We start from the raw sequence: 24,290 nt of genomic DNA, 5'->3' as shown, positions 1-24,290 counted from the left end.
CTTTTCCGACTCGGGATCGACGTCGGTCGAGGTCGCGCTCAAGATGGCGCTTGGCTATTGGGCCAATCGCGGCGAACCGCGGCATCGCATCCTGGTGCTCGACCACGGCTATCACGGCGACACGATCGGCGGCATGTCGGTCGGCGCGCGCGGCGTGTTCAACGCGCCCTACGCGCCATTGCTGTTCGACGTCGGATCGCTGCCGTTCCCGCACGCGGGCCAAGAGCAGGCGACGCTCGATGCGCTCGAAACCTATTGCCGCGCGCCCGAAGCGCCGGCCGCCTTGATCGTCGAGCCGCTGATCTGCGGCGCGGGCGGGATGCTGATCTACGCGCCCGAAGTGCTTGCAGAAATGAGCGCGATCTGCGCCCGCCACCACGTGCTGTTCATCGCCGACGAGGTGATGACCGGCTGGGGCCGCACCGGAAGCTTGCTGGCTTGCGAGCAGGCCGGCATCGTGCCCGACATCATCTGCTTGTCCAAAGGCCTCACCGGCGGCGCGCTGCCGCTCGCGGTGACCGTCGCGACTCCCGAGATCTTCGAGGCGCACCATTCGCCCGACCGTGCGAAGATGTTTTTCCATAGCTCGAGCTACACCGCCAATCCGATCGCCTGCGCCGCGGCGCGCGCCAATCTCGAGATCTGGCGCGACGAGCCGGTGATCGAGCGGATCGCGGCGCTGAGCGCACTTCAGCGCACGCATCTCGACCGGCTGGCCGCTCTGCCCGGTGTCAGCAACGCGCGCGCCATCGGCACGATCACGGCGCTCGAAGTCGGCGCGGGCAATGGCGATTACCTGTCGTCGCTCGGGCCGCGCCTGCTGGCTTTCTTCGGCGAGCGCGATCTGCTGGTTCGCCCGCTCGGTAACACAATCTATGTGATGCCGCCTTATTGCATCCTCGCGGCGGATCTTGCGGCAGTCCATGACGCGGTTGCGGACGCCGTCGAGTGGGCGGCAAGAGGGGCAAGTTGAGAAGCGGCAGATGAACAAGGCTTATATCCTCACCCTGTCGTGCGACGACCGGCCCGGCCTCGTCGCCGCGGTCGCCGGGTTCCTGCGCGACAATGGCGGCAACATCCTCGAGGCCCAGCAGTTCGACGATCTCGACACCAAGCGCTTTTTCATGCGCATCAAATTCGATCTCGATGCCGCGCCAGCCGACCAGGACGCGCTCAGCGGACGCTTCGGCGAACTGGCCGCGAGCCATAATATGGCATGGAGTCTGCGCGCGATCGACCAGCGCAAGCGTGTGCTGCTGCTCGTCTCGCGGTTCGATCATTGCCTCGGGGACCTGCTCTACCGCTACCGCATCGGCGAGCTCGACATGGACGTCGTCGGCATCGTCTCGAATCATCCGCTCGATGCGCTCAACATCTCGATGATCGACCACATTCCCTTCCATCATCTGCCGGTCGACAAGGAGGACAAAAGCAAGCAGGAGGCACAGCTGCGGCAGCTGATCGAGGAGAGCGGCACCGATCTGGTCGTGCTGGCGCGTTACATGCAGATCTTGTCGGACGAGATGAGCGCCTATCTCGCCGGGCGCTGCATCAACATCCACCACAGCTTCCTGCCCGGTTTCAAGGGCGCCAAGCCCTATCATCAGGCCTATGCGCGGGGGGTGAAGATCATCGGCGCGACCGCGCATTACGTCACCGCCGATCTCGACGAGGGGCCGATCATCGCGCAGGATGTCGAGCATGTCAGCCACAGCGACACGCCCGACGATCTGGTCCGCAAGGGCCGCGACATCGAACGCCGCGTGCTCGCGCGCGCGGTCCACTACCATCTCGAGGATCGGGTGCTGCTCAATGGCTCGCGCACGATCGTGTTCAAGGATTAGAGCATAAAGCGAAAAGGTGGGTACCGGCTTTTCGCAAGCAGCAATGCGGCATCAAACAATTCTAGGGCAGGCTGCGATTCCATCTGATCGCAGCTTGCCCTAGACGTGTCCGGCCAAGTTGCGTGTGCCAGCTTGGGCAACTTCCGCTACTTGCCGGATTTGCGGCGCGGCGCAGAATTGCGTAGCGCCGATACAGGTGACTCGGGCGGACCCTCCGTTTATGGTCGCTGCGATAATCGAGCAGGCGCTCGTCGGACATAGGGAGCGGGAGTTTTCGTGCCTCATTATCTCAAAAACCTTGGAATATCGGCGCTGGTCGAGCAGGCCGTGAGCCGCGGCGAAGGGCTTCTGGCGGAGCATGGGCCGCTCGTGGTCAAGACCGGCAAGCACACCGGCCGTTCTGCGAAGGACAAGTTCATCGTTCGCGATTCCGAGACGGAAAGCACGATCTGGTGGGACAATAATGCTGCGATGAGCCCGGAGCATTTCGCCGCGCTCAAGCAGGATTTTCTCGCCGCGCTCGAGGCGAAGGAAACCGCCTTCGCGCAGGATCTCTACGGCGGCTCGCAACCCGAGCATCGGGTGCGCGTGCGCGTGATCACCGAGCTTGCGTGGCACAGCCTGTTCATCCGCACCTTGCTGGTGCGTCCGGAGCCTGACGAGCTGGCCTCGTTCGAGCCGGAATATACGATCATCGACCTGCCGAGCTTCCGCGCCGATCCCGCGCGCCATGGTTCGCGGACCGAGACGGTGATCGCGGTCAATTTCAGCGAGCGCCTGATCCTGATCGGCGGCACGCTCTACGCCGGCGAGATGAAGAAGTCGGTGTTCGGCCTGCTCAACTATCTGCTGCCGCCGCGGCGGGTGATGCCGATGCATTGCTCGGCCAACATCGGGCCGCACGGCGACACGGCGGTTTTCTTCGGCCTGTCGGGCACCGGCAAGACAACCTTGTCCGCCGACAGCAGCCGGACCTTGATCGGCGACGACGAGCATGGCTGGTCCGACACGGCCGTGTTCAACTTCGAAGGCGGCTGCTACGCCAAGATGATCCGCCTTTCGGAAGAGGCCGAGCCCGAAATCTACGCGACGTCGCGGCGCTTCGGGACCGTGCTCGAGAATGTCGTGATGGATCCGGTCACTCGCCGGCTCGATTTCGACGACGCCAGCCTCGCCGAGAACAGCCGCGGCGCTTATCCGATCGAGTTCATCCCCAATCATTCCAAAGAGAATATGGGCCCGGTGCCGCGCAATGTCGTCATGCTGACCGCCGATGCGTTCGGCGTGCTTCCGCCGATCGCGCGGCTGACACCCGAGCAGGCGATGTACCATTTCCTGTCGGGCTATACCGCCAAGGTCGCCGGCACCGAAATCGGCGTCACCGAGCCCGAGGCGACCTTCTCGACCTGCTTCGGCGCGCCGTTCATGCCGCGTCACCCCTCGGTCTACGGCAACCTCCTCAAGGAACGGATCGCCAAGGGCCAGGTCAATTGCTGGCTGGTCAACACCGGCTGGACCGGCGGCCAATATGGCACCGGACGGCGGATGCCGATCAAGGTCACGCGGACGTTGCTCAACGCGGCGCTCGACGGCAGCCTCGCCAATTCGACGTTCCGCAAGGATCCGTGGTTCGGCTTCGATGTCCCGGTTTCCGTCGCCGGAGTCGAGAGCACGATCCTCAACCCACGCGAGACGTGGCCCGATACGCCATCCTACGACGACGCGGCGCGCAAGCTGGTGCGCCTGTTCACCGCCAATTTCGCCAAGTTCGAGACGCATGTCGAACAGGGCGTCCGCGACGCCGCGCCGCGCCTCGACGAGACGGCTTCGGCGCCCAACGTGAGCGCCGGAGGCGGGGTTCCGGCCTGAGCCGATGAGTCCTTCCCTGCGGTGCAGGGGAGGACTTTACTCGGCAGCCGCTTCCACGGCCACATTCTCTTCCGCCTCCGCTGCGTTTTTTGCGAGCCGGGGCGCGATGAACGCCGAGAAGATCAGCTGGAACTGGTGGTAGAGGATCAGCGGCAGCAGCATCGCGGCCGCTTCCGGCCCGGGAAACAGCACCCTCGCCATCGGCGCGCCGGTCGCCAGGCTCTTCTGCCCGCCGCAGAACAGCAATGTGGTGCGGTCGCCGCGGTCGAAGCCGAGCGCCCGGCCGAAGCCCCAGGCTCCGGCGAAGACGATCAGCATCAGCAGGATCACCAACCCGCCGAGGATCGCGAGCTCGGTCCCGCCGATCTGCTGCCACAAACCGCCCTGCGCGGCCTGGGCGAATGCCACATAGACGGCGAGCACGATGGTGAGGCGGTCGAGGCGGGCGGTCACCGATCGCCAGCGTTCGATCCACTCGGCGAGCCAGATGCGCGCGATCTGGCCGAGGGTGAACGGAAGCAGCAGCATCGTCGCGATCTTGACGATCGAGGAGAGATCGACCTCACCGCCGCCGACTTCGGCGAAGGCGGCGAACAGCAGCGGCGTCAGCACCACGCCGGCGATGTTCGAGGCGGCGGCCGCGACCACCGCGGCGGCGACATTGCCCCGCGCGATCGAGGTGTAAGCGATCGAGGATTGGACGGTCGTCGGCAGTACTCCCAGGAAGAGCAGTCCGAGCACGAGCATCGGGCTGAGCCAGGCCGCGCTCAGCGGCATCAGCGCGAGGCCGCCGAGCGGGAACAGCAGATAGCCGAAGCCGAGGATGGCGAGGTGAAGCCGCCAGCGCAGCAGCCCGGCGACGACCGCTTCGCGCGACAGGCGCAAGCCATGGAAGAAGAACAACAAAACGATCGCCGCGGTCGAGATGATGCCGGCGATCCTCAGCGCTCCGGCCCCGACCGGGATCACCGTTGCGATGACGATTGCACCGGCGAGCATCAGCACGAAGCTGTCGGGGACGAGGGAGCGGAGACGAATGGCCACGCCGAACGCCTAGCGGATGCCGGCGGCCGGGCTCAAGCGATAGTGCGCCCCGTCTTCAAGCCCCGTGATCGTGCCTGTTCCCCCGCCGCCGTGCGGTTGATATGCTCGCGGTCGTGCGGCTGGCGCGGCTCGGTCGAGGAGCAGCGCCGCTTCACCATTATTTCAACGCCGGGCCGGAGGCCGGGTGATCAAAGCATCTCGGGAGAGCTCGATCGTGAAGTATGACGATATCTATCAGCAGTCGATTTCGGATCCGGAAGGTTTCTGGAGCAGCGCCGCGCAGGGCATCGCCTGGGACAAGCCGCCCACGCAGATCCTCACCGACACCGGCGATCCGATCCAGCGCTGGTTCGCCGACGGGATGCTCAACAGCTGCTATAATGCGGTCGACCGCCACGTCGACGCGGGGCACGGCGATCGCGCCGCGATCGTCTATGAAAGCGCTTATTCCGGCGCCAGCGAGACGATCAGCTACGCTTTATTGCAGGACCGCGTCGCGCGCTTTGCCGGCGCCATGCGCAAGCTCGGCCTGCAAAAGGGCGAGCGTGTGCTGATCTACATGCCGATGATCCCCGAGGCTTTGGTCGCCATGCTCGCCTGCGCGCGCCTCGGCGCGGTCCATTCGGTGGTGTTCGGCGGCTTCGCCGCGCCCGAGCTTGCGGTGCGGATCGACGATTGCACGCCGCGCCTGGTCGTCTCCGCCTCCTGCGGGATCGAGCCGCGCGGGATCATCGCCTACAAGCCGATCCTCGACAATGCGCTCGACCTTGCCGCGCACAAGCTCGACGCGACGATCATCGTCCAGCGGCCGGAGGAGGAGGCGGAGCTGCGCGAGGGCCGCGACCACGACTGGCACGACGTGATGCGCGATGCCGAGCCGGTCGGCTGCACCCCGGTGCTCGCCACTGATCCGCTCTACATCCTCTATACCTCCGGCACGACCGGCCAGCCCAAGGGCGTGGTGCGCGACAATGGCGGCCATGCCGTCGCGCTCGCCTGGTCGATGCCCAACATCTACGGCTGCGGACCGGGCGAGGTCTATTGGGCGGCGTCGGACATCGGCTGGGCGGTCGGCCATAGCTACACGGTCTATGGGCCGCTGCTCAACGGATCGACGACCATCCTCTACGAAGGCAAGCCGGTCGGCACGCCCGATGCCGGCACCTTCTGGCGCATCATCGAGAAGCACAAGGTCTCGGTGCTGTTCGTCGCCCCGACCGCGTTTCGCGCGATCAAGCGCGAGGATCCCGACGCCGCCTTCGCCAAGGCCTGCGACTTGTCGAGCTTGCGCACCATCTTCCTTGCCGGCGAGCGCTCCGACAGCGCGACCCTGAGCTGGATCGAGAGTAATTTGGGCGTGCCCGCGATCGACCATTGGTGGCAGACCGAGACCGGCTGGCCGATCGCCGCCAATCCGATCGGTGTCGAGGCATTTCCCTCGAAGCCGGGGTCGGTCTGCAAGCCGATGCCGGGCTGGGACGTGCGCATCCTCGACGCCGAGGGGCAGCAGCTGCCTGCCGGCACGATCGGCGACATCGCGATCAAGCTGCCGCTGCCGCCGAGCATGTCGCCGACCTTGTGGAACGCGCCCGACCGCTACCGCCGCGCCTATCTCGAGCCGCACCCGGGCTATTACGCCACCGGCGATGCCGGCCTGATCGACGAGGACGGCTATGTCCACGTCCATGCCAGGACGGACGACGTGATCAACGTCGCCGGCCACCGTCTCTCCACCGGGCAGATGGAGGAGATCCTCTCGACCCACCAGGACGTCAGCGAATGCGCGGTGATCGGGATCGCCGACGAGCTGAAGGGTCAGATCCCGGTCGCGGTGGTGGTCGCACGCATCAACAATGCCCGCGGAGCCGCGGAGATCGAGGCCGAGCTGGTCGGGCTGATGCGCGAGACGATTGGCGCAGTCGCGAGCTTCAGGAAGGTCGTGATGGTGAGCGCGCTCCCCAAGACCCGCTCGGGCAAGACCCTGCGCGGCGTGATGAAGAAGATCGCCGATCGCGAGCCTTACGACGTGCCCGCGACGATCGAGGACCGCGGCGTGCTGGCGGCGATCGAGGAACGGCTGAAGGCCGAGCTGCACGGGGTCGCGGCCTAGAGTCTGACTCATCTGCCCTGAAGCGATTGGGGGTGACGGGGGTAGGGGGCTCAAGGCCGCCGGTGGGCAGGAAGTGCGGTTGGCGGCGAAGGTCCTGCCCAATCCGTCTTGCCAGCGCAGGCTGGCATCCAAGCGATCCTCGGGAAAGTCGCCGTCGTAGCCCGGTTCGCCAGCGGCGGGTTATGCGAGCATCGCATGGACCCCAGCTTTCGCTGGGGTGACGGGGTAGGGGGACCCCAGGCCGCCGGTGGGCAGGAAGTGCGGTTGGCGGCGAAGGTCCTGCCCAATCCCGTCCTGCCAGCGCAGGCTGGCATCCAAACGATCCTTGGGAAAGTCGCCGTCCTAGAGCATCGTGCGCAAAAGTGGGAACCGGTTTTGCGCAGAAAACGATGCGGTAACAGAGGATTAGAGCGGGATGCGTGATCCAGATATCGCGCATTCCGCTCTAGCCCGGGTTTGCCACTGGCCAATCCTGGCAGTCACAATTCCTCGCCTCATGGTGAGAAGATGAGGACGAATAAAAAAGAAGCTGCCGTTCTCCCGGCAGCTTCTCTCTTCAGGCGGGGCTTGGAAGCGCTTTCCCGTGGGGCGGGATCACCTCACGCCGCTGCGATCAGAATTTCACCTCGATGCCGAACTTCACCTCGCGCGGAGCGGCGAGGATGACGTCGGTCGCCTGCGAACCCACGCGGAGCTGATCGTAGACCACCTCGTCGGTGATGTTCGTGCCCGACAGGGTGAAGCGCACCTGGCCGACCGTATAGCCCACTTGCGCGCTCAAGGTGGTGTAGGCCGGCTGATAGAAACGGTTGGCGAAGTCCGCATACCATTTCGCGCTGTGGAAGAGGTTCGCCGAAATGTCGAACGTCCCCGATCCAAAGTCATGCTCGTAGCGCGGCGAGATGCTGAACGTCGTCACCGGCGCTTTGACCATATGGTTGCCGGAGGCGTCGACCGTGGCGGCGTCGTTGCCGCCGGTCGGACGCGGAACGAAGCCCTGCGCGAGCGGGAAGCTCTCATAACGCGCGTGCGTATAGGAGGCCGTGCCCGTAATGCTCAGGCCCTCGACCGGAACAGCGGTCACCTCGAGCTCGCCGCCGTAGCTCTTCGAGCTCGCCGCGTTCTGGAGGATATATTCGACGTTGACCGGGTGGCGCGCGCTGACCTGCAAATCCTCGAACTTGTAGTGGAACAGGGCCAGGTTGACGCGCAGGTTGCGGGTGATGTCGGCCTTGATTCCGCCCTCGAGCGACTTGATCGTCTCCGGATCAACCCGGTTGAGCGTACGCGTGATCGTGTTGTACGCGCCGCTCTTGAAGCCGGTCCCGTAGCTCGCATAGACGTTCCAGTCCGGCGTCGGCTGGTAGCGCAGAGCGAAGCGGTAGGTGACCTTGTCCATGTTGAACTTATCCTTGGGGATAAGCAGCACATTGTTGTCGCGGTACATGATGAAGTCGCGCTTCTCGTAGGTCCAGCGCGCGCCGCCGGTGAAGAACAAAGGCTCGGCGATCTGGTAGGTGCCTTCCGCGAACACCGCATAGGAGGTCGTGTTGACGTCCGGCCGCAGGACCGGTCCGCCGAGCGGGCCGGGAACGCCGTTGGTCACGGTCGCGGCGAGCGTCGGAATGACGCCGCTGCTGTCGAGGTGGAACGCATAGAAGCCGGCCAACCAGTTGAGCGGCCCGCCGCTCTGCGACAGCAGGCGGACTTCCTGGCTGTAGGATTCGGTCTTGAACGGCATCGGCCCGGCGACCGCGAGCCGGATGTTCGTCGAGTCCGAGTCCGCCTGCTGCTTGACCTTCGAATAAGTGTAGCCGCTGGTCGTCTCGAGGTTGACGAAGCCGAGATCGAAGCTGGTGCGCAGCGACATCAGGTGGCGGCTGTAGTCGTTGCGCGGAATCCAATCGACGCTTCCCTGCCACGGTCCGTCCGGGATGATCGCACCCGGGAACGGCCGGCCACGGGTGTTGCCGTCGAGCGGCTGGTAGACATTCTCCTGGCTGCGATAGTCGGTGGTCTGCGCCGTGAAGATGATCTTGGCGCTGTCGCTCGGCTGCCACATGATCTTGGCGCGCGTGTCGATCGCTTCCTTCTTGCCGAGCGTTCCGCCGCGGACGAGGTCTTTGATGAAGCCGTCGCGGTTCTTGTAGAGCAAGGCGAAGTCGGCAGCGATCGTGCTCGACACGCCGCCGGTCATATAGGCGCGAACGTCGATGTCGCCGGCGTCGTTGCGGAGGCGCCCGTAGGTGCCCGCAACCCGGCCGCGGAAGTTGAAGCTCGGATCCGGCGTGATGATGTTGATCAGGCCGCCGGTCGCGTTGCGGCCGAACACGGTGCCCTGCGGACCGCGCAGCACCTCGACCCGCTGAATCTCGACCAGCTCCATCAGGGTCGCATAAGCATCCGGCTGATAGACGCCGTCGATGTAGGTCGCGACGCTCGGCTCGTCGCCGTTGGACGAGGCGCCCGACGGGCCGACGCCGCGGATCACCGGCTGGCCGCCCGAGCCGCTACGCGAAAAGAGCAGGCCCGGAACCGCCTGGGTCAGGGTCTGGGTGTTGGTGATGCCCGAGGAGGTCAGCTTCTCGCCGGTCACCGCGGTGACGGCGACGGGAATGCGCTGCAGCCTTTCCTCGCGGCGGGTGGCGGTGACGACGATGTCCTCGATGCCGCCTTCGGCATCGGTGCTCGGCGGAGTGGCGACGCCGCTTGCGTCATCGACGGTTGCAGAAGGGGTCGCGGTGTCGGGAGCGGGAGCGGCAGGAGTCGGCTGCTCGATCTGGACGTCGGCAGGCGGCGGCGCGTGCACCGGCTGGGCAAGCGCCGGAACGCTCGTGGACGCGGCAAGCATAGTCAACAGCATCGATTTGGACTTCATTTTACCTCCCCTGGCCAGCGGCAGGCTGGCCTTCGCATGACGGATTTTGTCTGGACCTTTGCGGCGCCATCGAAAGGGGGCGGGAGCCCGCCGGCGCCGTCGGCTTTGCTCTTATTGCGTCGCCGTTACGCGATGAGCAATGCGTTTTGCAACTACATCTAGATTGATCTTTTTTGCTTTCTGCAGCCCTGTTGCAAAGAAATCACCTCGGTTAGAAGGCGCTGCTGGCGCAGATCCGGGATGGCGGCAATCAACGTGGCCGACGCGAAGCTCTATTCTGGGAGCTGAGACCTTGATTCGCCGTTCAGGCTCAGCCTGAAACGATCAAGGTCTAGGCCTCTTCCGCTTCGGCGGCGGCCATTCGATCGAGGATTTGGTTGACCCTAATTCCCGAACGGTCGGTGCTCAGCACCACCATCTCGACGCCAAGCGCCTCCGCTTCCGGGATGTGGCGCTGGATCGCTTCGGCGACCATGCTGTCCTCTTCCTTGAGCGCGGTGCGCTGCCACTTGCGGTAGAAGTCGTCGCACGCCGGATCGTCGATCCCGTAGTTGCGCGAATGGGCGTAGAAATAATGGGTGGTGTCCTGCGTCTCAGGCGTCAGGAAGTGCGATCCGAATTGATCGACCTTGGGCCCGTCGCGCCCGGTTCCGGCCGGCGAGCTGCCGGCATGGTTGCGGATCAGGCTCGGCGCATCCCACCTGATGTCGGTCCAGAAATCGACCCGTGCGCCCTCCGGATAATAAGGGGCGAACGCCGCCGGCTTGGGCACATCGCCGTAGAGCCGGCTGTCGAACACCGTCTCGCCATCCACGCCCATCTTGTTCTCGGTCATGACGATCCCGCCGGCACCGGCGGACTGGGCGTGGAGGAACATGACGTGGCCGAGGTCCATCAAATTTTCGACCATCAGCATGTAATTGCCCTGCACCATATGGTGCCCCGCCATGGTCTTGCGCTCGGGATCGTCGATGTGGCTGAAATCGGGGATCCTGCTGTCGTCGAGGAGGGCAGGGTCGCCCATCCAGATCCACGCGGCGCCGTAGCGCTCGACCAAAGGATAGGATTTGAGCCGGGCGTGCGGCGGGATCTGGCCGTTGCCCTGCGGATTATGCACGCAGCCGCCGCGCTGGTCGAACTCGAGGCCATGATAGCCGCATTGCAGATTGTCGCCGATCCTTCGGCCAAGATGCATCGGCGCGAGCTTGTGCGGGCAGACATCGACCAATGCGACCGCTTCGCCCGCCTGCGTGCGGTAGAAAACCAACGGCTCGCCGAGGATGCGCCGGGTGAGGAGCTCCTCGCCGATCTCGGAGCTCCAGCCCACGACGTACCAGGCGTTGCGGATGAACGGCCGCGAATATTGCGACAGCAATTTGGCTGTCGACGAAACCGGCTTTTGCAGCTCTGTCATGTCAAGCTCTCGACTGTTCGGCCGTTGCCGCGCGCTTCCGACCCAGAGGTTGCGCGCAGTCGACAATCAGTACAGTGGCTCCGAAACTCCGGCAAGGCGGGAGAAACGGCGCGTCAGAAGAACGGATCGTTCTCGATCTTGACGCCGAGCAGCGCCTTGCCCGCCGGCCGGTACATGCGCGGCGAGACGACGCGATGCTGACAGACCGTGAGGATGTCGCGCATCAGCCGGTCCATCGGGCTGTTCTGCTTGATCGCGCTCGATGCGGCGACGTCGTACATCTTCTGGACGACCTCGAGGGCAACACGGCTGACGTGGACGAGCGAGAGGCGGAACATCGCCTTCTGGCGCGCCGAAGGCTCTTCCTTGCGGCACAAGGTCGCCCAGAAGTCGCGCATCACCTCATAGGTCCAGGCGCGCACCGAGCCGAGCATCGCTTCGGCTTCGGCGACCTCGACCTGGGCATAATCGTCGTCGCGCAGCATGCGCGGCCCGGGCGGGTAGCGCTTCGTCTGCGCGAGGTCGACGACATAGTCGATCGCGGCGCGGGCGATGCCGAGCGGCATCGGCACGTGCGAGCCGAGGAACAGCATCGGGCTGGCGTAGAGCGGCGCGTCATATTTCGGCGGATCGAAGAAGCTGAATGTCTTGCCTTCCGGGACGAACAGGTCGGTCACCGCATAATCGTGGCTGCCGGTGCCGCGCATCCCGCTGGTGTTCCACGAATCGAGGAAGATCTCGGCCTGGCCGACCGGGATCATGATCATCCGAGTCTCGACCTTGCCGTCCGCATCGCGCGCCGGCTGGCCATTCTCGGTCACCATCACGCCGGCCATCAGCGCGGTTGCGTGCCGACAGCCGCTGCCGAAGCTCCAGCGGCCCGAGACCCGATAGCCGCCGTCGACCCGCTCGGCTTTTCCGACCGGCGCATATTGGCCGGCGGTCACGCTGTCGGCGCTCGGGAACATTTCGGCGATCACCTCGGGCGCAAGGTGGCTCGCCATCATCCCGCTGATCGAGGCGAAGGCGCCGAGCCAGCCGACCGAGCCGTCGTAGCGCGACAGTTCCTCGACCGCCTCGAGCATCTCGATATAGTCGAGCTCGGATCCGCCGAACGATTTCGGCCAGGAAGCGCGGAACAGGCCGATGTCGCGGAAGCCTTCGATCAGGTCGTCCGGCAGGCATTGATCGGCCTCGATCTGATCCACGGATTCGCGGATGCGGGGCTCGAGTGATTTGATACCGGCAAGGAGCGATGATCCGCCGCCCATAGATGCAGCCTTCCAATGATGAAACCGAAGGGGAGGGCAGCACCGCCGCCCTCCCGCTCCTCTTAGTCTAGATGGTTAGAATTTGAACTGGGCGCCGATGCCCAGCCGCCGCGGCCGCTCGTAGATGACGTAGGTCGCGAGCGCACCAGGCGAAATCTGCTGCGCCACTTTCTCGTTGGTGAGATTGGTGCCCCACAGGAAGATCCGCAGGCTCTCGTCGGGCGTCGTCCAGCCGATCTCGCCGCTCAGCAGCTGGTAGGACTTCTGCACCAAGGTGTTGGCGAAATCATGATAGACCTTCGCGCTGTGGAACAGATTGGCCGACACGCCGAGCCGGCCGCCGCCGAGATCCGCCCCCCAGTTGAAGCCGAAGTTGAACGTGAAGCGCGGCGCCCGGATCATCTGGTTGCCCGAGACGTCCGCCTGGCTCTGGAGATTGCCGCCCTGCGGCAAGGGAACGAACACCTGGGCATTGGGGAAGTCGTTGTAATCGCCATGGGTGTAGGCGGCGGCGCTGCGGATCTGCAGGTCGTCGGTCGGCGCGGCGGTGAGCTCGATCTCGGCGCCGTAGATTTCGGCGGTCGCCGCATTCTGGAGCACGAACGCGAGCCCGCCGGGCGCGCGGGCGTTCACCTGCAGGCCCTGATAATCATAATAGAAGGCCGAGATGTTGGTGCGCAGCCAGGGAAGCGGATCGGCCTTGAGGCCGACTTCCCAGGCATCGATTTCCTCCGGATCGGTCGCGACGCCCGAGAAGCCGAGGACGTTGAACACGCCGCTCTTGAAGCCCGTGCCGTAGCTTGCATAGATGTTCGCATCGTCGGCGAAATTGTACCTCAGAGCGATGCGATAGGTCCATTTGTCGAACGACTTCCGCGCGACCGCGTCGGTATCGAAACCGGGGGCGGGGGCGGTGAACGGCACGCCGTTCAATGCCTGGCGCATCTTGCGTTTCTCGGTTGTGAAGCGCCCGCCCAAGGTCACGAAGAAGCGGTCGGTGACCTCATAGGTGCCTTCGGCGAAACCCGCCCACGACGTCGTCTTGACCGACGGGGTGAGGAAGTTGAACGAAGGCGGCACGGTCGAACGCGGAGAGGCGCCGAGCGCGGCCCACATCGAGCCGTCGAGGTGGAAGGCATAAGCGCCGACGATCCAGTTGAGGCGCCCGCCGCCGGTCGACAGCAGCCTGACCTCCTGGCTGTACGATTCGACCTCGAGCTCGACCAGGGTTGAGCCGCGATAGATGTTCGAGGCGTCGGAATCGGTGTCCTGCTGGTTCTTGGTGTGCAGATAGCCGGTCGAGGTTTCGAGGTTGAAGCCGTCGAACTCGAACTGGGTGCGCAGCGACAGATTGTAGCGCTCGTAATTGGCGCGCGGCTCGAAGCTCAGCGAAGACTGCCACGGGCCGGTGGGAAGGATCACGCTCGGGACCGGGATCGGCGCGCCGCCCGGCACCAGGGGAGGATCGTTCCGGCCGGCGGTGTTGTTGTTGTAGGGCTGCACCGAATTGGGCTGATCTTCGGAATCGGCATATTCGCCGGTCAGGATGATGCGCGCGCTGTCGCTCGGCTGGAACAGCAATTTGCTGCGCAGATTGAGCACCCTCGTCTCGCCGAGGTGGCCGCCGTTGACCAGGTCTTTGATATAGCCGTCATTCTTGCGGTAGAGCGCGGCGAAATCGGCGGCGATCGTGCTGGTCAGCGGGCCGGTGATGTAGGCGCGCAGGTCATAGTCGTTCGCGTCGCCGCGCATCCGGCCGTATTTGGCGGCGATCCGCCCGCGCGTCTCGAACTTGGGGTCCGGCGTGATGATGTTGATCAGGCCGCCGGTCGCGTTGCGGCCGAACACCGTGCCTTGCGGGCCCTTGAGCACCTCGACCCGCTCGACCTCGACCAGCTCAAGCGAGGTCGAGAAAGGCTCGGCCTGATAGATGCCGTCGATGTAGGTGGCGACATTCGCTTCGTCGCCGATCGAGACGCCGCTCGAGCCGACGCCGCGGATCACCGGCTGGGTGACGCTGAGGTTGCGGCCGCCGTTGAAGCCGGGGACGACCTGGGTGAGGCTGCGGACGTCGGTGACGCCGGCGCCGCCCAAGGTGTTCGCGGTGACCGCGCTGACGGTGACCGGAATGTCCTGCAGGCGCTCTTCGCGGCGGGTGGCGGTCACGACGATCTCTTCGAGGCCGCCGGCGGCGGCCGCGGCGGGCTCCTGCGTGCTCTGGTTCGGCGCCGGCGCGGGATCGACCGTGCCGGTTTGCGCGAAGCCCGGAGCCGCCATCGCGGTCGTGCAGGCCAGCAGCGCCCATTTGGACAATTTACTCGTGATCATAATATTCCCCTGTCTCGTTTCTGGTTTTGGTCTTTGCTGTACGTCTTTGGTTTCAAGTCGCTTTTGGTGCTTGCGGAAAAGCCGCGCGCATTCTCGACCCGATCGCGCATTCCTCGGCGCCGGCGAGCGAATCGACCGCCGCGAATTGGGCGTCGAACGCCTCGACGCTCGCGGGCTCGTCCGCACCGAAGCGCACGCCCGCGGTCTCGAAATAATGCACCCGGCCGAATGCGCCGCCGCCGGCGGTGATCGTGTGGCCGCTGACGTCGCAGCGCTCGCTCGCCAGCCAGGCGACGGCAGGCGACACCAAATCGGGGGCGAACGCTGCGGCGCTGTCCGCGGGGAACATGCCTGCGGTCATGGCCGTCGCCGCGACCGGCGAGATCGCATTGACCAGCACGTCGCGCTTGCGGCCTTCGAGCGCGAGGCAGTTCATCAGGCCAAGCACGCCGGCCTTGGCGGCCCCGTAAGCGGATTGCCCGAAATTGCCCGATGTCGCCGCCATCGAGGTGGTGACGACGATCCGCCCATAGCCTTGCTCGTTCATCAGCGGCCAGACCGCCTTGGTGCAGTGGATCGTGCCCATCAGATGGACGCGGATCACCGCCTCGATGTCCTCGAGCTCCGCCTTGATGAAGCTGCGGTCGCGCACGAAGCCGGCGTTGTTGACCAGTATGTCGATCTTGCCGAAAGCCTCGATCGCGGTGGCGGCGATCGCCGCTCCGCCTTCGGCGCGTTCGACGCTGTCATAGCTCGCGACCGCTTCTCCGCCCGCGCCGCGTATCTCAGCGACGACCGCGTCGACCCGTGCGCGGCTGTCGGCCTGGCCGCGCCCATTGACGACCAGCTTGGCGCCGCGGCTGGCGAGCAATAGCGCATGGCTGCGGCCGAGGCCGGCACCGCCGCCGGTGACGATCGCCACTCGGCCGTGCAGGTCGAGCGTCATGCGCCGTCCCCCTTGCGTGAGTTGATGCCCCCGACCGCCATCGCTCAGTCCCTCAGAACCATTGTTCTTCCAGGGCCATCACGCTGTCCGCGCTTGCCTTGATGCGGGTCAGGCGGAGCGCGGTTTCCGGCAGCATGCGCTCGGCGAAGAAGCGGGCGCGCATCAGCTTGGCGGCAAGCTCGCCGCTCTCGTCGCGGCCTTCGTCGATCCGCCGCGTCGCGGCCTCGGCGATGCGCAGCCACATGAAGCCGACCAGCACCAGGCCCATCAGATGGATGTAATCGGTCGCGCCGGCGCAGGCGGCTTCGCGATCGCGGCTGCCGAGCCCGACCAGATAGGTGGTCGCCTCGCGCATGTCGTCGAGCGCGCGCGCCATCGCATCGACCAGCGAAAGCGATGGAGTCGAGGTGCGATTGGCGGCGAGCTGCGCGGCGATCTCGTCGATCAGGTCGAACGCCGACTGGCCCTGGTTGTGGCCGAGCTTGCGCAGCACCAGATCGACGCCCTGGACGCCGTTCGCGCCTTCGGCGATCGCGAGCATCCTGATGTCGCGCACGAGCTGCTCGACGCCGGTCTCGGCCATATAGCCGTGGCCGCCGAACATCTGCTGGGCGATCACCGTATTGTCGAAGCCTTCGTCGCTGAGATAGGCCTTGATGACCGGCGTGATCAGCGCAAGCCGCTCGGCCGCCGCGGCGCGCTCGGCCTTGTCGGGCGCACGATCGACGACGTCGGCGATCAGGCCCGACCAGACGAGCAACGCGCGCGCGCCTTCGTTGAAGCTCTTGAGCTTCATCAACGTGCGGCGGACGTCGGGCTGGACGATCAGCGGGTCGGCCATCGCTTCCGGCCGCTTGGGCCCGGAAAGCGCGCGCCCCTGCAGGCGCTCCTTGGCGTAAGCGACGGCATTCTGGGTCGCCAGCTCGGAGACCGAAAGCGCCATCGTCCCGGTCCGCCGCCGGATCGCGTTCATCAGCTTGAACATGCCGACCAGGCCCTGCTGGCGCTCGCCGACCAGCCAGGCGGTCGCCTCGTCGTAGTTCATCACGCAGGTGGCGCTGCCGTTCAGCCCCATCTTATGCTCGATCGATCCGCACGAGACCGTGTTGCGCCGGTCGAACGCGCCATCCTCGCCCGGCAGCAGCTTGGGCATCAGGAACAGGGAGATGCCCTTGGTCCCCGGCGGATCGCCCTCGATCCGCGCGAGCACGAAATGGATGATGTTGTCGGTGAGGTCGTGTTCGCCGCCTGAATTGAAGATCTTGGTGCCGGTGACCTTGTAGGTGCCGTCCGCCTGGGGCACCGCGCGGGTGCGCAGCAGGCCGACGTCGGTCCCGCAATGTGGCTCGGTCAGCGCCATCGTCGCCGACCATTCGCCGGTGATCAGCCGGGTGAGATAGGTCTCGCACTGCTCCGGCGTGCCGTGCGCCATCAAGATCTCGGCGATGCTCTCGCCCCAGCCGGTGTACATGTCGAACGACTGGTTGGCGCCGCCCCTGAATTCCATCACCGCGGTCGCGACGGTCCTCGGGAAATCCTGCCCGCCATATTGCGCCGGCGCGGCGAGGCCGGCCCAGCCGCCCTCGGTGTAGGCGCGATACGCCTCGCGAAAGCCGCTCGGGGTGGTGACGCTGCCGTCGGGATGGCGGGTGCAGCCTTCGCGGTCGGCGCTGGCGTTGAGCGGGAGCATGACCTCGCGCGCGACCTTGCCGGCCTCGCTGAGCACCGCCTCGACGACCTCGAGGTCGAGATCGGCGAAGCCGCGCAGATGGCGGTATTTGTCGAGGTCGATCAGCTCCTCGAACAGGAACATGTAATCGGCGACGGGGGGATCGTAGCTCAGCATGATGGGCGCGCTCCTGCGACGGAGGCGCGAGCGGGGATGGGGCTCGGCACGCTCATTGCGTCACGATCAGGGCATCGAGCGCGACGACTCCCTTTCCCTCGCCGTAGGCGACCAGCGGATTGACATCGATCTCGGTGATCTCCGGACTGGTCGCGATCAGCCGCCCGACCTGCGCCGCCGCGCGCGCCACCGCGTCGACGTCGACCGGCGGGCTGCCGCGGAAGCCGCGCAGCAATTTGGCGCTCTTGAGGCTGAAGAGCGCCTCGACGATCTGCGCTTCCGAAGCGAGCGCCGGGAGCAAAGCCACGTCGCCCAACGCTTCGATCCACACGCCGCCCATGCCGACCAGCAGCACCGGTCCCCAGGAGGGATCGCGCCGCGCGCCGACCACCAGCTCGACGCCGCGCTCGCCCATCTTCTCGACCAGCACGCCGTCGAGCGCGAGGCCCGGCTTGGCGCGCTCGATATTGCCGTGGAGCTTGCCCCAGTGGCTGCGTAGCGCCGCCTCGTCGGCGATGTTGAGCAGCACGCCGCCGACGTCGCTCTTGTGCGCGAGCGAGGCGGCCTGCGCCTTGAGCGCAACCGGATAGCCGATCTTCGCGGCGATCGTGACCGCCTCGTCGGCCGATTTGGCGAGCCCTCCCTCGGGGACCGCGATGCCGATCTTGGCGAGGACCTGCTTGCCCAGCCATTCGGGCTGGGTGCCGCCGCCGAGCGCGGGCAGGCCGGCGAACGGCTGCGGCATCGCCGGCTCGCTCCAGCCGCGGCGCTGACGGGCGTGGCGGGTGAGGGCGGAGAGCGCGCGCATCGCGCGTTCGGGCGAGCGCATCACCACCATCTTGTTGTCCGCGAGGATCTTCGCCGCTTCCTGCGGGATCGGGCAATCCTCGTTATGGATCACATAGACGATCGGCTTGTCGGCGGGCAGGGCGGCCGCGATCGATGCGAAGGCGGTCGAGATCGGCGGGCCGACCGACGGGTTGGAGATCATCACGCTGCCGATCGCCGGATCGGCGAGCACCGCCTCGGCGCCGACCCGCAGCAGGTCGGGCTGCCAGGCGGGCAGGGTGCCCATGTCGAACGGATTACGCGGCGGCGTGTAATCGGGCAGCTTGCCCTTGAGGCTGTCGGCCGTCTCCTTCGACATTGGCGGGATGTCGAGGCCGAGCTCGGCGGCATAATCCTCCGAAATGCCGCACAAGGCGCCCGAGGTGGTGACGATGCCGAGCCCTTCGCCATCGTGGTGGGGATAGCGCAGCACGATCTGCGAGACGTCGATCAGTTCCTCGAGCGCGTCGACCATGATTATGCCGGCATCCTCGAGCAACGTGCGCATCACCTTGTAATCGCCGGTCAGCGCGCCGGTGTGCGAGGCGGTCGCGGCCTGCGCCTTGGCGCTCTTGCCGGGGTGGAGGAGCAGGATCTTCTTGCCGTGGTCGCGCGCGAGCTTGGCGACCGCGAGCATGTCGGCCGGGCGGCGGATCTGCTCGGCGTAGCAGACCACCGCGCCGGTCTTGTCGTCGGCCAGGAAGAAGCCGACGAGGTCGGCGATGCCGAGATGCGCCTCGTTGCCGGTGGTGACCATGTAGGAAACGTTCACGCCGCGCTGCTGCAAGGTGTAGGCGAGATGGTGGCCGATGCCGCCGCTCTGGCAGACGATCGCGACGCCAGGGCGGCCGTCGTCCTCGGGCCGCTGCAGCGGGGTCGGCACCAGCATCACCGAAAAGGCGTCGACATAGTTGAAATAGCCGACGCAATTCGGACCGACCAAAGGCAGGCCGCCTTCGCGGGCGATGCGGCCGATCTCCTCCTGCTCCTTGCGGCCCTGCTCGCCGGTTTCGGCGAAGCCCGACGAGAAGCAGACCGCGCTCTTGACGCCGCGCGCGATGCAGGCCTCGACCGTCTCGCGCACCGCGTCGGCGGGCACGATCAGGATCGCGAGGTCGACGCCCTCGGGAAGCTGGTCGATGCTGGTGAGGCAGGGGATGCCTTCGATCTCGCCACCGCTGCGGCCGACGAGATGGATCTTCGTCTTGAACTCGCTGGTCTGCAAATTCCTGAGCACGGTGTGGCTCGGCGTGCCTGGCTTGGACGACATGCCGATGATCGCGACCGAACGCGGCCGCATCATCTGCTCGATGCCCGCCGTCTGCAGTTGCGCCTGTCCGGTAATCCCGGCTCCCTGGCTCTTCTCTCCCACTTTATCCTCTTTCAAAAAATCTGGTTGTCGTGCGGCGTCAGGCGCCGGCGGGCTGGAACATCAGCAGGTTGGTGCCGTCGGGGAGGGGCGCCCAGAAGGGCACGACCTCCATCCCGATCTTGATGTCGTCGAGATCGCATTTGACGATGTTGGCCATGATGTTGACGCCTTCGTCGAGCCGGACGAGCGCGATCAGATAGGGCTCGTGGCCGCGGAACGGGCCGTTGCCGACATTGGCGATCGTGTAGCTGAAGATCTCGCCATGGCCTGAGACCTCGCGCCATTCGAGGTCGCGGCGGGCGGTGAACAGGCTGACGGGGCGCGGGAACCACTGATATTGGCTGGTGCGCGGGCAATATTGCACCATCACCTTCTTCTCGCGCGTGCCTTCCCAGAAGGGCATGCTGAAATTGGCGTGGCGGATCGGATCGCGCGGAACCGAAAGCGTGTCGTTGGCTGGCTTGCTCATGTCTGGCCTCACGCGTCTGGAGTCAGGACGAGGGCGGTGCTGCTTCCCCAGTTTCGTCCGTAGGGAATCCAGCCGATGCCGGTGACGAGGGCGTTGGCGGTGTTCTTCACCTGTCGCTCGCCGCCTTCGCCGAACAGCTGGCGCACCGCCTCGACGAGATTGGTGCCGCCGCCGGCGAGCCCAGCCTGGCCGGCCGAGATCTGGCCGCCGCTGGTGTTGAGCGGCAGATCGCCGTCGAAGTGCAGATTGGTCTCGTTGATGAAGGCGGCGCCCTGGCCCGGCTTGCAGAAGCCGAGCATCTCGAGCTGGATCATCATCGCGATCAGGAAATCGTCGTAAGGGTGGAACGAGCCGACGTCGCGCGGGGTGATCCCCGCCTGCCTGAACGCTTTCTCGCCCGCCGCGCGATGGCCGGATTCGGTCGGCTCGAGGTCGTTCTGCGCCAGCTTGTAATTGGTCCGCTCGCCGTAGCCGGTCGGGACGACGAAGCGCGAATAGCCTTTCTCGCGCGCGCGCTTCTTGCTCATCATCACGAAGCCGTTGCCGCCGTCGCACATCATCACGCAATCGAGCAGGCGAAGCGGATCGGCGATCATCCGCGAGTTGAGATAATCCTCGACGGTGATCGGCTGGCGGAGCTTCTCGACCGCATTGGGATTGAGCACGGCATGGTCGCGCTGCGCCACCGCCATCTTACCGAGCGCGTTGAGATCGAGTCCGTAGAGATGGTCGTAGCGCCGCGACAGCAGCCCGAACGCGCCGGGCGGGCCGAGCAGGCCTTCGGGATCGGCCCATTCGTGGTGGAACGAGCGCATGATCAGATTGTCTTCGGTGCTCGGCGTGTCGGCGTTGATCAGGACGATCGTCTCGCAATAGCCGGCGTCGAGCGCCGCCGCGGCCCGCGCGATGCCGCCGGTGGCGGAGCAGCCGCCGAGATCGGTGGTGTCGGTGAAATTGGTCTCGAGCCCGAGATAGTCGAGGCAGGATTGCGACCACATCGGCGTCTTGGCGCCGGTCGCCGAAGGGGTGAAGACGACCCCGTCGATCTCCTCGCGCTCGAGGCCGGAGCGCTCGAGCAACGCATCCAATATCTCGCCGGCATAGTCCCAGACGTCGCGGCCGCTGCGCATCTCGTGCTTGGCCTCGGCATAAGCGACGATCGCATTGTCACGCAGCGCCATGGCGACAGCTCCTTTTCAGGCTCGTTGGGTTCATCGCGCGCATCGGGCTTTCTCCCGCGGTTGGCATGCGCTCTATTTCTTGTTGCGCGTCAGGAAGGCGTCGATGCCCTGCTGCGCCTCGGGCGAGGTCAGGGTCAGCGCCTGCGCGACCGCCTCGGCGAACAGCCCGGCCTGCGCCGGCATGTCCTCGATCATGCTCAGCGCGTTGAGCATCATATAGTTGGAGATCTTGGCGTTGGCGGCGACGTTCTTAGCGATCTCGAGCGCCGTCTCCATCGATTTGCCGGGCTCGACGACATAATGCGAAAGGCCGAGCTGCTCGCCCTTGTCGACGTCGATCCGGCGGCCGGTGAGCATCATCTCGGTCAGCCTGCCGACGCCGATCAGGCGCGCGATCCGCACCGTGCCGCCGCCGCCCAGGAAGATGCCGCGCCGCCCCTCGGGAAGCTGGTAGAAAGTGGTCCGGTCGGCGACCCTGATGTGCGCGCAGGAGGCGAGCTCGAGCCCGCCGCCGATCACCGCGCCGTGCATCGCCGCGATCACCGGCCGGCCGCAATATTGGATCGAATCGAACAATTTGTGGCCCCAGCGCGAGTAGAGCATGCCCTCGTAGGCGGGGGTCAATTTATACTCGGCGAGGTCCAGCCCGGCGCAGAAATGATCGCCGTTGCCGGTGATGATCACGACTTCGACGCTTTCGGGGATGTCGGTGAAGGCGTCCTTCAGCGCGACGAAGATGCGGTTGGAAAGCGCGTTGCGCTTCTCGGGACGGTTCAGCGTGATGATCGCCAGATTGTCCCTGATCTCACGAGTCACGACGGGCTCGTCGGCCATTGCATCCTCTCCTTTGTGTTCGGGACAGGAACGCGGACAACCCGTTGATTGGCCCGCGAAGCGCTGCCTCGTTCGCCGCTCCCCCATGTCGTCTGGGGAAGGGGTTCGAGGAATGGCTTGCGGAATGGCGCAATCGGCTAGGAAGCCGCTATTTCCGATGTCCTCCCATGACGCGATCGCTGCCGCATCTGTTATCGTGAGACCAGTTGCTACAGCGCAAAAGTGGGCTGTTCAAGCGCTTAGTCAAAGGCTGCAGGCCCAAAAGCTCGGGAGTTGGCGGAGCGTGTCGAATGGGCCACGCGGCCGCTGCAACGAGCGGCCGCCGCGTCAATGCAGCAGGTCCGAGGTGACGCTCGGCTGATGCCCGGCCGCCTCGATCATCCAGTCGGGCCAGACGTCGCCCGGCCAGCCCGCGCGGCGATATTGCTTGCTGAGGACGTTGAGCCATTGCCGCAGATGCTGCGGGTTGAAGCGCAGGCGAAGCGCGCGCTCGACATCGTTCTTGGCGGGATCGTCCTTGGCGGCATCGTCCTTGCCGGCGTCGCCCTTGAAAGTGAGGATGATGAGGTTCTTGCCGCTGTTGATGCCGACCGACCGCACCAGCCACCCCGCGCCCTCGCTTTCCGCCTCGGGGAGTTGGCGCGGCGCCTGCTTGGGCGCCCTGGCGAGCGCCGACTTCTGCGCGACCCGATGATCGACTTCGGCGAAGCGGCGATCCTGCACGGTCTGCTTGTCGAGCCATTCGAGCAGCTTCTTGACCAAGGCATTGGCGAGGCGCTGGGTGACCCACAATGTCTCGGTCCCGCCGGCGGCCAGCGCGCACGCCAGGCGCAGGCGATCCTCGGGCGGAATATAGTGGGTGTTGAACCACTGGATTTCGGGAGGAGGAGAGTCCTGCAAGTCTGGCCCGTTTCGTTGCGAGTTTGATTGCGAATTGTCCGGCGAGCGTGGCGGCTGGCGGCGATCATTGTCAATGGCTTGAGCATCGCCGCATCGCTGGAGCCGGGGAGGGCGGACCGGCGCGGCGCTTGGTTGACGCGCTTGTGCGGCTCCTCCTTTACTCGTTCGCAGCGGCCTGGCGTGCGCCTGGCGATGGAGGCACCGCTGCAAAACTCCGTTCGCGGTGAGCGTGTCGAACCGCTCTCCTTTCTTGACCATAGAAGGGAAAGGCCTTCGACAAGCTCAGGCCGAACGGTTTTTGCCCGAACGGCTTTTGGTGACTCGGCACCGTTTGCAGCGGTCTCAATGGAGGGAGTGGATCATGGATTTGGGTCTTGCTGGAAAAAGGGTGCTCGTCACCGGCGCCAGCCGCGGCATCGGCCTGGCGGTCGCCGAGTGGTTCCTGAAGGAGGGTTGCGAGCTGTTCATGGTCTCGCGGACCGCCAAGGACCTCGAGGCTTCCGCGAATAAGCTCGCCAGCGCCTATCCCAAGGCACGGGTCGAATGGTTCGCGGTCGATCTTAGCGACGACGATGCGGCGGACCGGATCCACGGCTGGCGGCCCGAGATCGACATATTGATCAACAACGCCGGCGACATCCCCTCCGGCACGATCGACGAAGTCGGGCCGGCGGCGTGGCGCGAGGCGTGGGTCGTCAAAGTGTTCGGCTACATCGACCTCTCGCGGCTTTACATGGCTGGAATGTCCTCGCGGCCCTCGGGCGGCGTGATCGTCAACGTGATCGGCGCCGCGGGAGAGATGCTCGACGCGGGCTATATCGCCGGCTCGGTCGGCAATGCCGCGCTCATCGCCTTCACCAAGACGCTCGGATCGAACAGCATCGACAAAGGCGTTCGGGTGGTCGGCATCAATCCCGGCCCGGTCGACACCGATCGCATGGCCAGGATCCTCAAGAAAAAGGCGCTGGAGAAGCTCGGAGATGCCGGCCGCTGGCAAGAACTCGCTTCCGCCTTTCCGCTCGGCCGAAGCGCGAGTGTCGACGAGATCGCCGCAACCATAATATTTCTCGCGTCCCCACTTTCGGGCTATACGTCGGGGACCGTCATCAACGTCGACGGCGGCATAACGAACAAAAGATGAAACCCTTTGAGGGAG

17 protein-coding genes are annotated in these 24,290 nt (G+C 65.6%); 5 read left to right on the top strand and 12 right to left on the bottom strand.

What is annotated here, in order from left to right; translation table 11 throughout:
• From V6M48_RS10660 to V6M48_RS10650, 3 genes are all read left to right on the top strand, one after another.
• Window positions 1-973: aminotransferase class III-fold pyridoxal phosphate-dependent enzyme (locus tag V6M48_RS10660; protein WP_332812520.1), on the top strand; the 973-nt coding region annotated here is incomplete at its 5' end.
• Between the two features lie 10 nt (window positions 974-983).
• The gene (purU, locus tag V6M48_RS10655; RefSeq protein WP_332812519.1) at window positions 984-1,844 is read left to right on the top strand and encodes a formyltetrahydrofolate deformylase; all 861 of its coding nucleotides are present in this window, start codon (window positions 984-986) and stop codon (window positions 1,842-1,844) included.
• A gap of 276 nt (window positions 1,845-2,120) precedes the next feature.
• On the top strand, window positions 2,121-3,713 hold the full coding sequence (locus V6M48_RS10650) for a phosphoenolpyruvate carboxykinase (protein ID WP_332812518.1): 1,593 nt from the start codon (window positions 2,121-2,123) through the stop codon (window positions 3,711-3,713).
• 36 nt (window positions 3,714-3,749) lie between these two features.
• Here V6M48_RS10650 and V6M48_RS10645 read toward each other — a convergent pair whose 3' ends face one another.
• Window positions 3,750-4,757, bottom strand: coding sequence for a bile acid:sodium symporter family protein (locus tag V6M48_RS10645; RefSeq protein ID WP_332812517.1), 1,008 nt, complete (start codon window positions 4,755-4,757; stop codon window positions 3,750-3,752).
• Between the two features lie 214 nt (window positions 4,758-4,971).
• Between V6M48_RS10645 and V6M48_RS10640 the strand changes: the two genes are divergently transcribed.
• Window positions 4,972-6,867: an AMP-binding protein gene (locus V6M48_RS10640; RefSeq protein WP_332812516.1), complete on the top strand. Its 1,896-nt coding sequence runs from the start codon at window positions 4,972-4,974 to the stop codon at window positions 6,865-6,867.
• A 613-nt stretch (window positions 6,868-7,480) separates the two neighbouring features.
• On the opposite strand, the gene V6M48_RS10635 is transcribed toward V6M48_RS10640, so the two are convergent.
• From V6M48_RS10635 to V6M48_RS10585, 11 genes are all read right to left on the bottom strand, one after another.
• Entirely contained in the window at window positions 7,481-9,745 is a 2,265-nt protein-coding gene (locus V6M48_RS10635) for a TonB-dependent receptor (RefSeq protein ID WP_332812515.1), read from the bottom strand.
• 331 nt (window positions 9,746-10,076) lie between these two features.
• Window positions 10,077-11,159, bottom strand: coding sequence for an aromatic ring-hydroxylating dioxygenase subunit alpha (locus tag V6M48_RS10630; RefSeq protein WP_332812514.1), 1,083 nt, complete (start codon window positions 11,157-11,159; stop codon window positions 10,077-10,079).
• A 113-nt stretch (window positions 11,160-11,272) separates the two neighbouring features.
• On the bottom strand, window positions 11,273-12,430 hold the full coding sequence (locus tag V6M48_RS10625; RefSeq protein WP_332812513.1) for an acyl-CoA dehydrogenase family protein: 1,158 nt from the start codon (window positions 12,428-12,430) through the stop codon (window positions 11,273-11,275).
• Between the two features lie 75 nt (window positions 12,431-12,505).
• Window positions 12,506-14,758, bottom strand: coding sequence for a TonB-dependent receptor (locus V6M48_RS10620; RefSeq protein WP_332812512.1), 2,253 nt, complete (start codon window positions 14,756-14,758; stop codon window positions 12,506-12,508).
• 52 nt (window positions 14,759-14,810) lie between these two features.
• Entirely contained in the window at window positions 14,811-15,704 is an 894-nt protein-coding gene (locus tag V6M48_RS10615; protein ID WP_332812511.1) for an SDR family NAD(P)-dependent oxidoreductase, read from the bottom strand.
• A 52-nt stretch (window positions 15,705-15,756) separates the two neighbouring features.
• The gene (locus tag V6M48_RS10610; RefSeq protein WP_332812510.1) at window positions 15,757-17,550 is read right to left on the bottom strand and encodes an acyl-CoA dehydrogenase C-terminal domain-containing protein; all 1,794 of its coding nucleotides are present in this window, start codon (window positions 17,548-17,550) and stop codon (window positions 15,757-15,759) included.
• A 52-nt stretch (window positions 17,551-17,602) separates the two neighbouring features.
• Window positions 17,603-19,750, bottom strand: coding sequence for an acetate--CoA ligase family protein (locus V6M48_RS10605; RefSeq protein ID WP_332812509.1), 2,148 nt, complete (start codon window positions 19,748-19,750; stop codon window positions 17,603-17,605).
• Window positions 19,751-19,787: 37 nt separating this feature from the next.
• Window positions 19,788-20,219, bottom strand: coding sequence for a Zn-ribbon domain-containing OB-fold protein (locus V6M48_RS10600; RefSeq protein ID WP_332812508.1), 432 nt, complete (start codon window positions 20,217-20,219; stop codon window positions 19,788-19,790).
• Between the two features lie 8 nt (window positions 20,220-20,227).
• Complete coding sequence (locus V6M48_RS10595) at window positions 20,228-21,400, bottom strand: thiolase family protein (RefSeq protein ID WP_332812507.1); 1,173 nt, start codon at window positions 21,398-21,400, stop codon at window positions 20,228-20,230.
• Between the two features lie 72 nt (window positions 21,401-21,472).
• The gene (locus V6M48_RS10590) at window positions 21,473-22,234 is read right to left on the bottom strand and encodes a crotonase/enoyl-CoA hydratase family protein (RefSeq protein ID WP_332812506.1); all 762 of its coding nucleotides are present in this window, start codon (window positions 22,232-22,234) and stop codon (window positions 21,473-21,475) included.
• Between the two features lie 327 nt (window positions 22,235-22,561).
• Window positions 22,562-23,134: a hypothetical protein gene (locus V6M48_RS10585; RefSeq protein ID WP_332812505.1), complete on the bottom strand. Its 573-nt coding sequence runs from the start codon at window positions 23,132-23,134 to the stop codon at window positions 22,562-22,564.
• Between the two features lie 361 nt (window positions 23,135-23,495).
• Between V6M48_RS10585 and V6M48_RS10580 the strand changes: the two genes are divergently transcribed.
• Window positions 23,496-24,275: a short-chain dehydrogenase/reductase gene (locus tag V6M48_RS10580; RefSeq protein ID WP_332812504.1), complete on the top strand. Its 780-nt coding sequence runs from the start codon at window positions 23,496-23,498 to the stop codon at window positions 24,273-24,275.
• The last annotated feature ends 15 nt before the right edge of the window (window positions 24,276-24,290 follow it).

Source organism: Sphingomonas sp. (assembly GCF_036677245.1).
GTDB lineage: Bacteria > Pseudomonadota > Alphaproteobacteria > Sphingomonadales > Sphingomonadaceae > Allosphingosinicella.
Note: the sequence above shows the minus strand (reverse complement) of the source record. Positions and strands in the feature narration are given on the sequence as shown.

Excerpts from the sequence above, each read along its gene's own strand:
- purU (WP_332812519.1), top strand. The coding sequence starts at position 984 with ATGAACAAGGCTTATATCCTCACCCTGTCGTGCGACGACCGGCCCGGC.
- V6M48_RS10615 (WP_332812511.1), bottom strand. The coding sequence starts at position 15,704 with ATGACGCTCGACCTGCACGGCCGAGTGGCGATCGTCACCGGCGGCGGT.
- V6M48_RS10610 (WP_332812510.1), bottom strand. The coding sequence starts at position 17,550 with ATGCTGAGCTACGATCCCCCCGTCGCCGATTACATGTTCCTGTTCGAG.
- V6M48_RS10600 (WP_332812508.1), bottom strand. The coding sequence starts at position 20,219 with ATGAGCAAGCCAGCCAACGACACGCTTTCGGTTCCGCGCGATCCGATC.
- V6M48_RS10635 (WP_332812515.1), bottom strand. The coding sequence starts at position 9,745 with ATGAAGTCCAAATCGATGCTGTTGACTATGCTTGCCGCGTCCACGAGC.
- V6M48_RS10590 (WP_332812506.1), bottom strand. The coding sequence starts at position 22,234 with ATGGCCGACGAGCCCGTCGTGACTCGTGAGATCAGGGACAATCTGGCG.
- V6M48_RS10580 (WP_332812504.1), top strand. The coding sequence starts at position 23,496 with ATGGATTTGGGTCTTGCTGGAAAAAGGGTGCTCGTCACCGGCGCCAGC.
- V6M48_RS10620 (WP_332812512.1), bottom strand. The coding sequence starts at position 14,758 with ATGATCACGAGTAAATTGTCCAAATGGGCGCTGCTGGCCTGCACGACC.
- V6M48_RS10625 (WP_332812513.1), bottom strand. The coding sequence starts at position 12,430 with ATGGGCGGCGGATCATCGCTCCTTGCCGGTATCAAATCACTCGAGCCC.
- V6M48_RS10595 (WP_332812507.1), bottom strand. The coding sequence starts at position 21,400 with ATGGCGCTGCGTGACAATGCGATCGTCGCTTATGCCGAGGCCAAGCAC.
- V6M48_RS10630 (WP_332812514.1), bottom strand. The coding sequence starts at position 11,159 with ATGACAGAGCTGCAAAAGCCGGTTTCGTCGACAGCCAAATTGCTGTCG.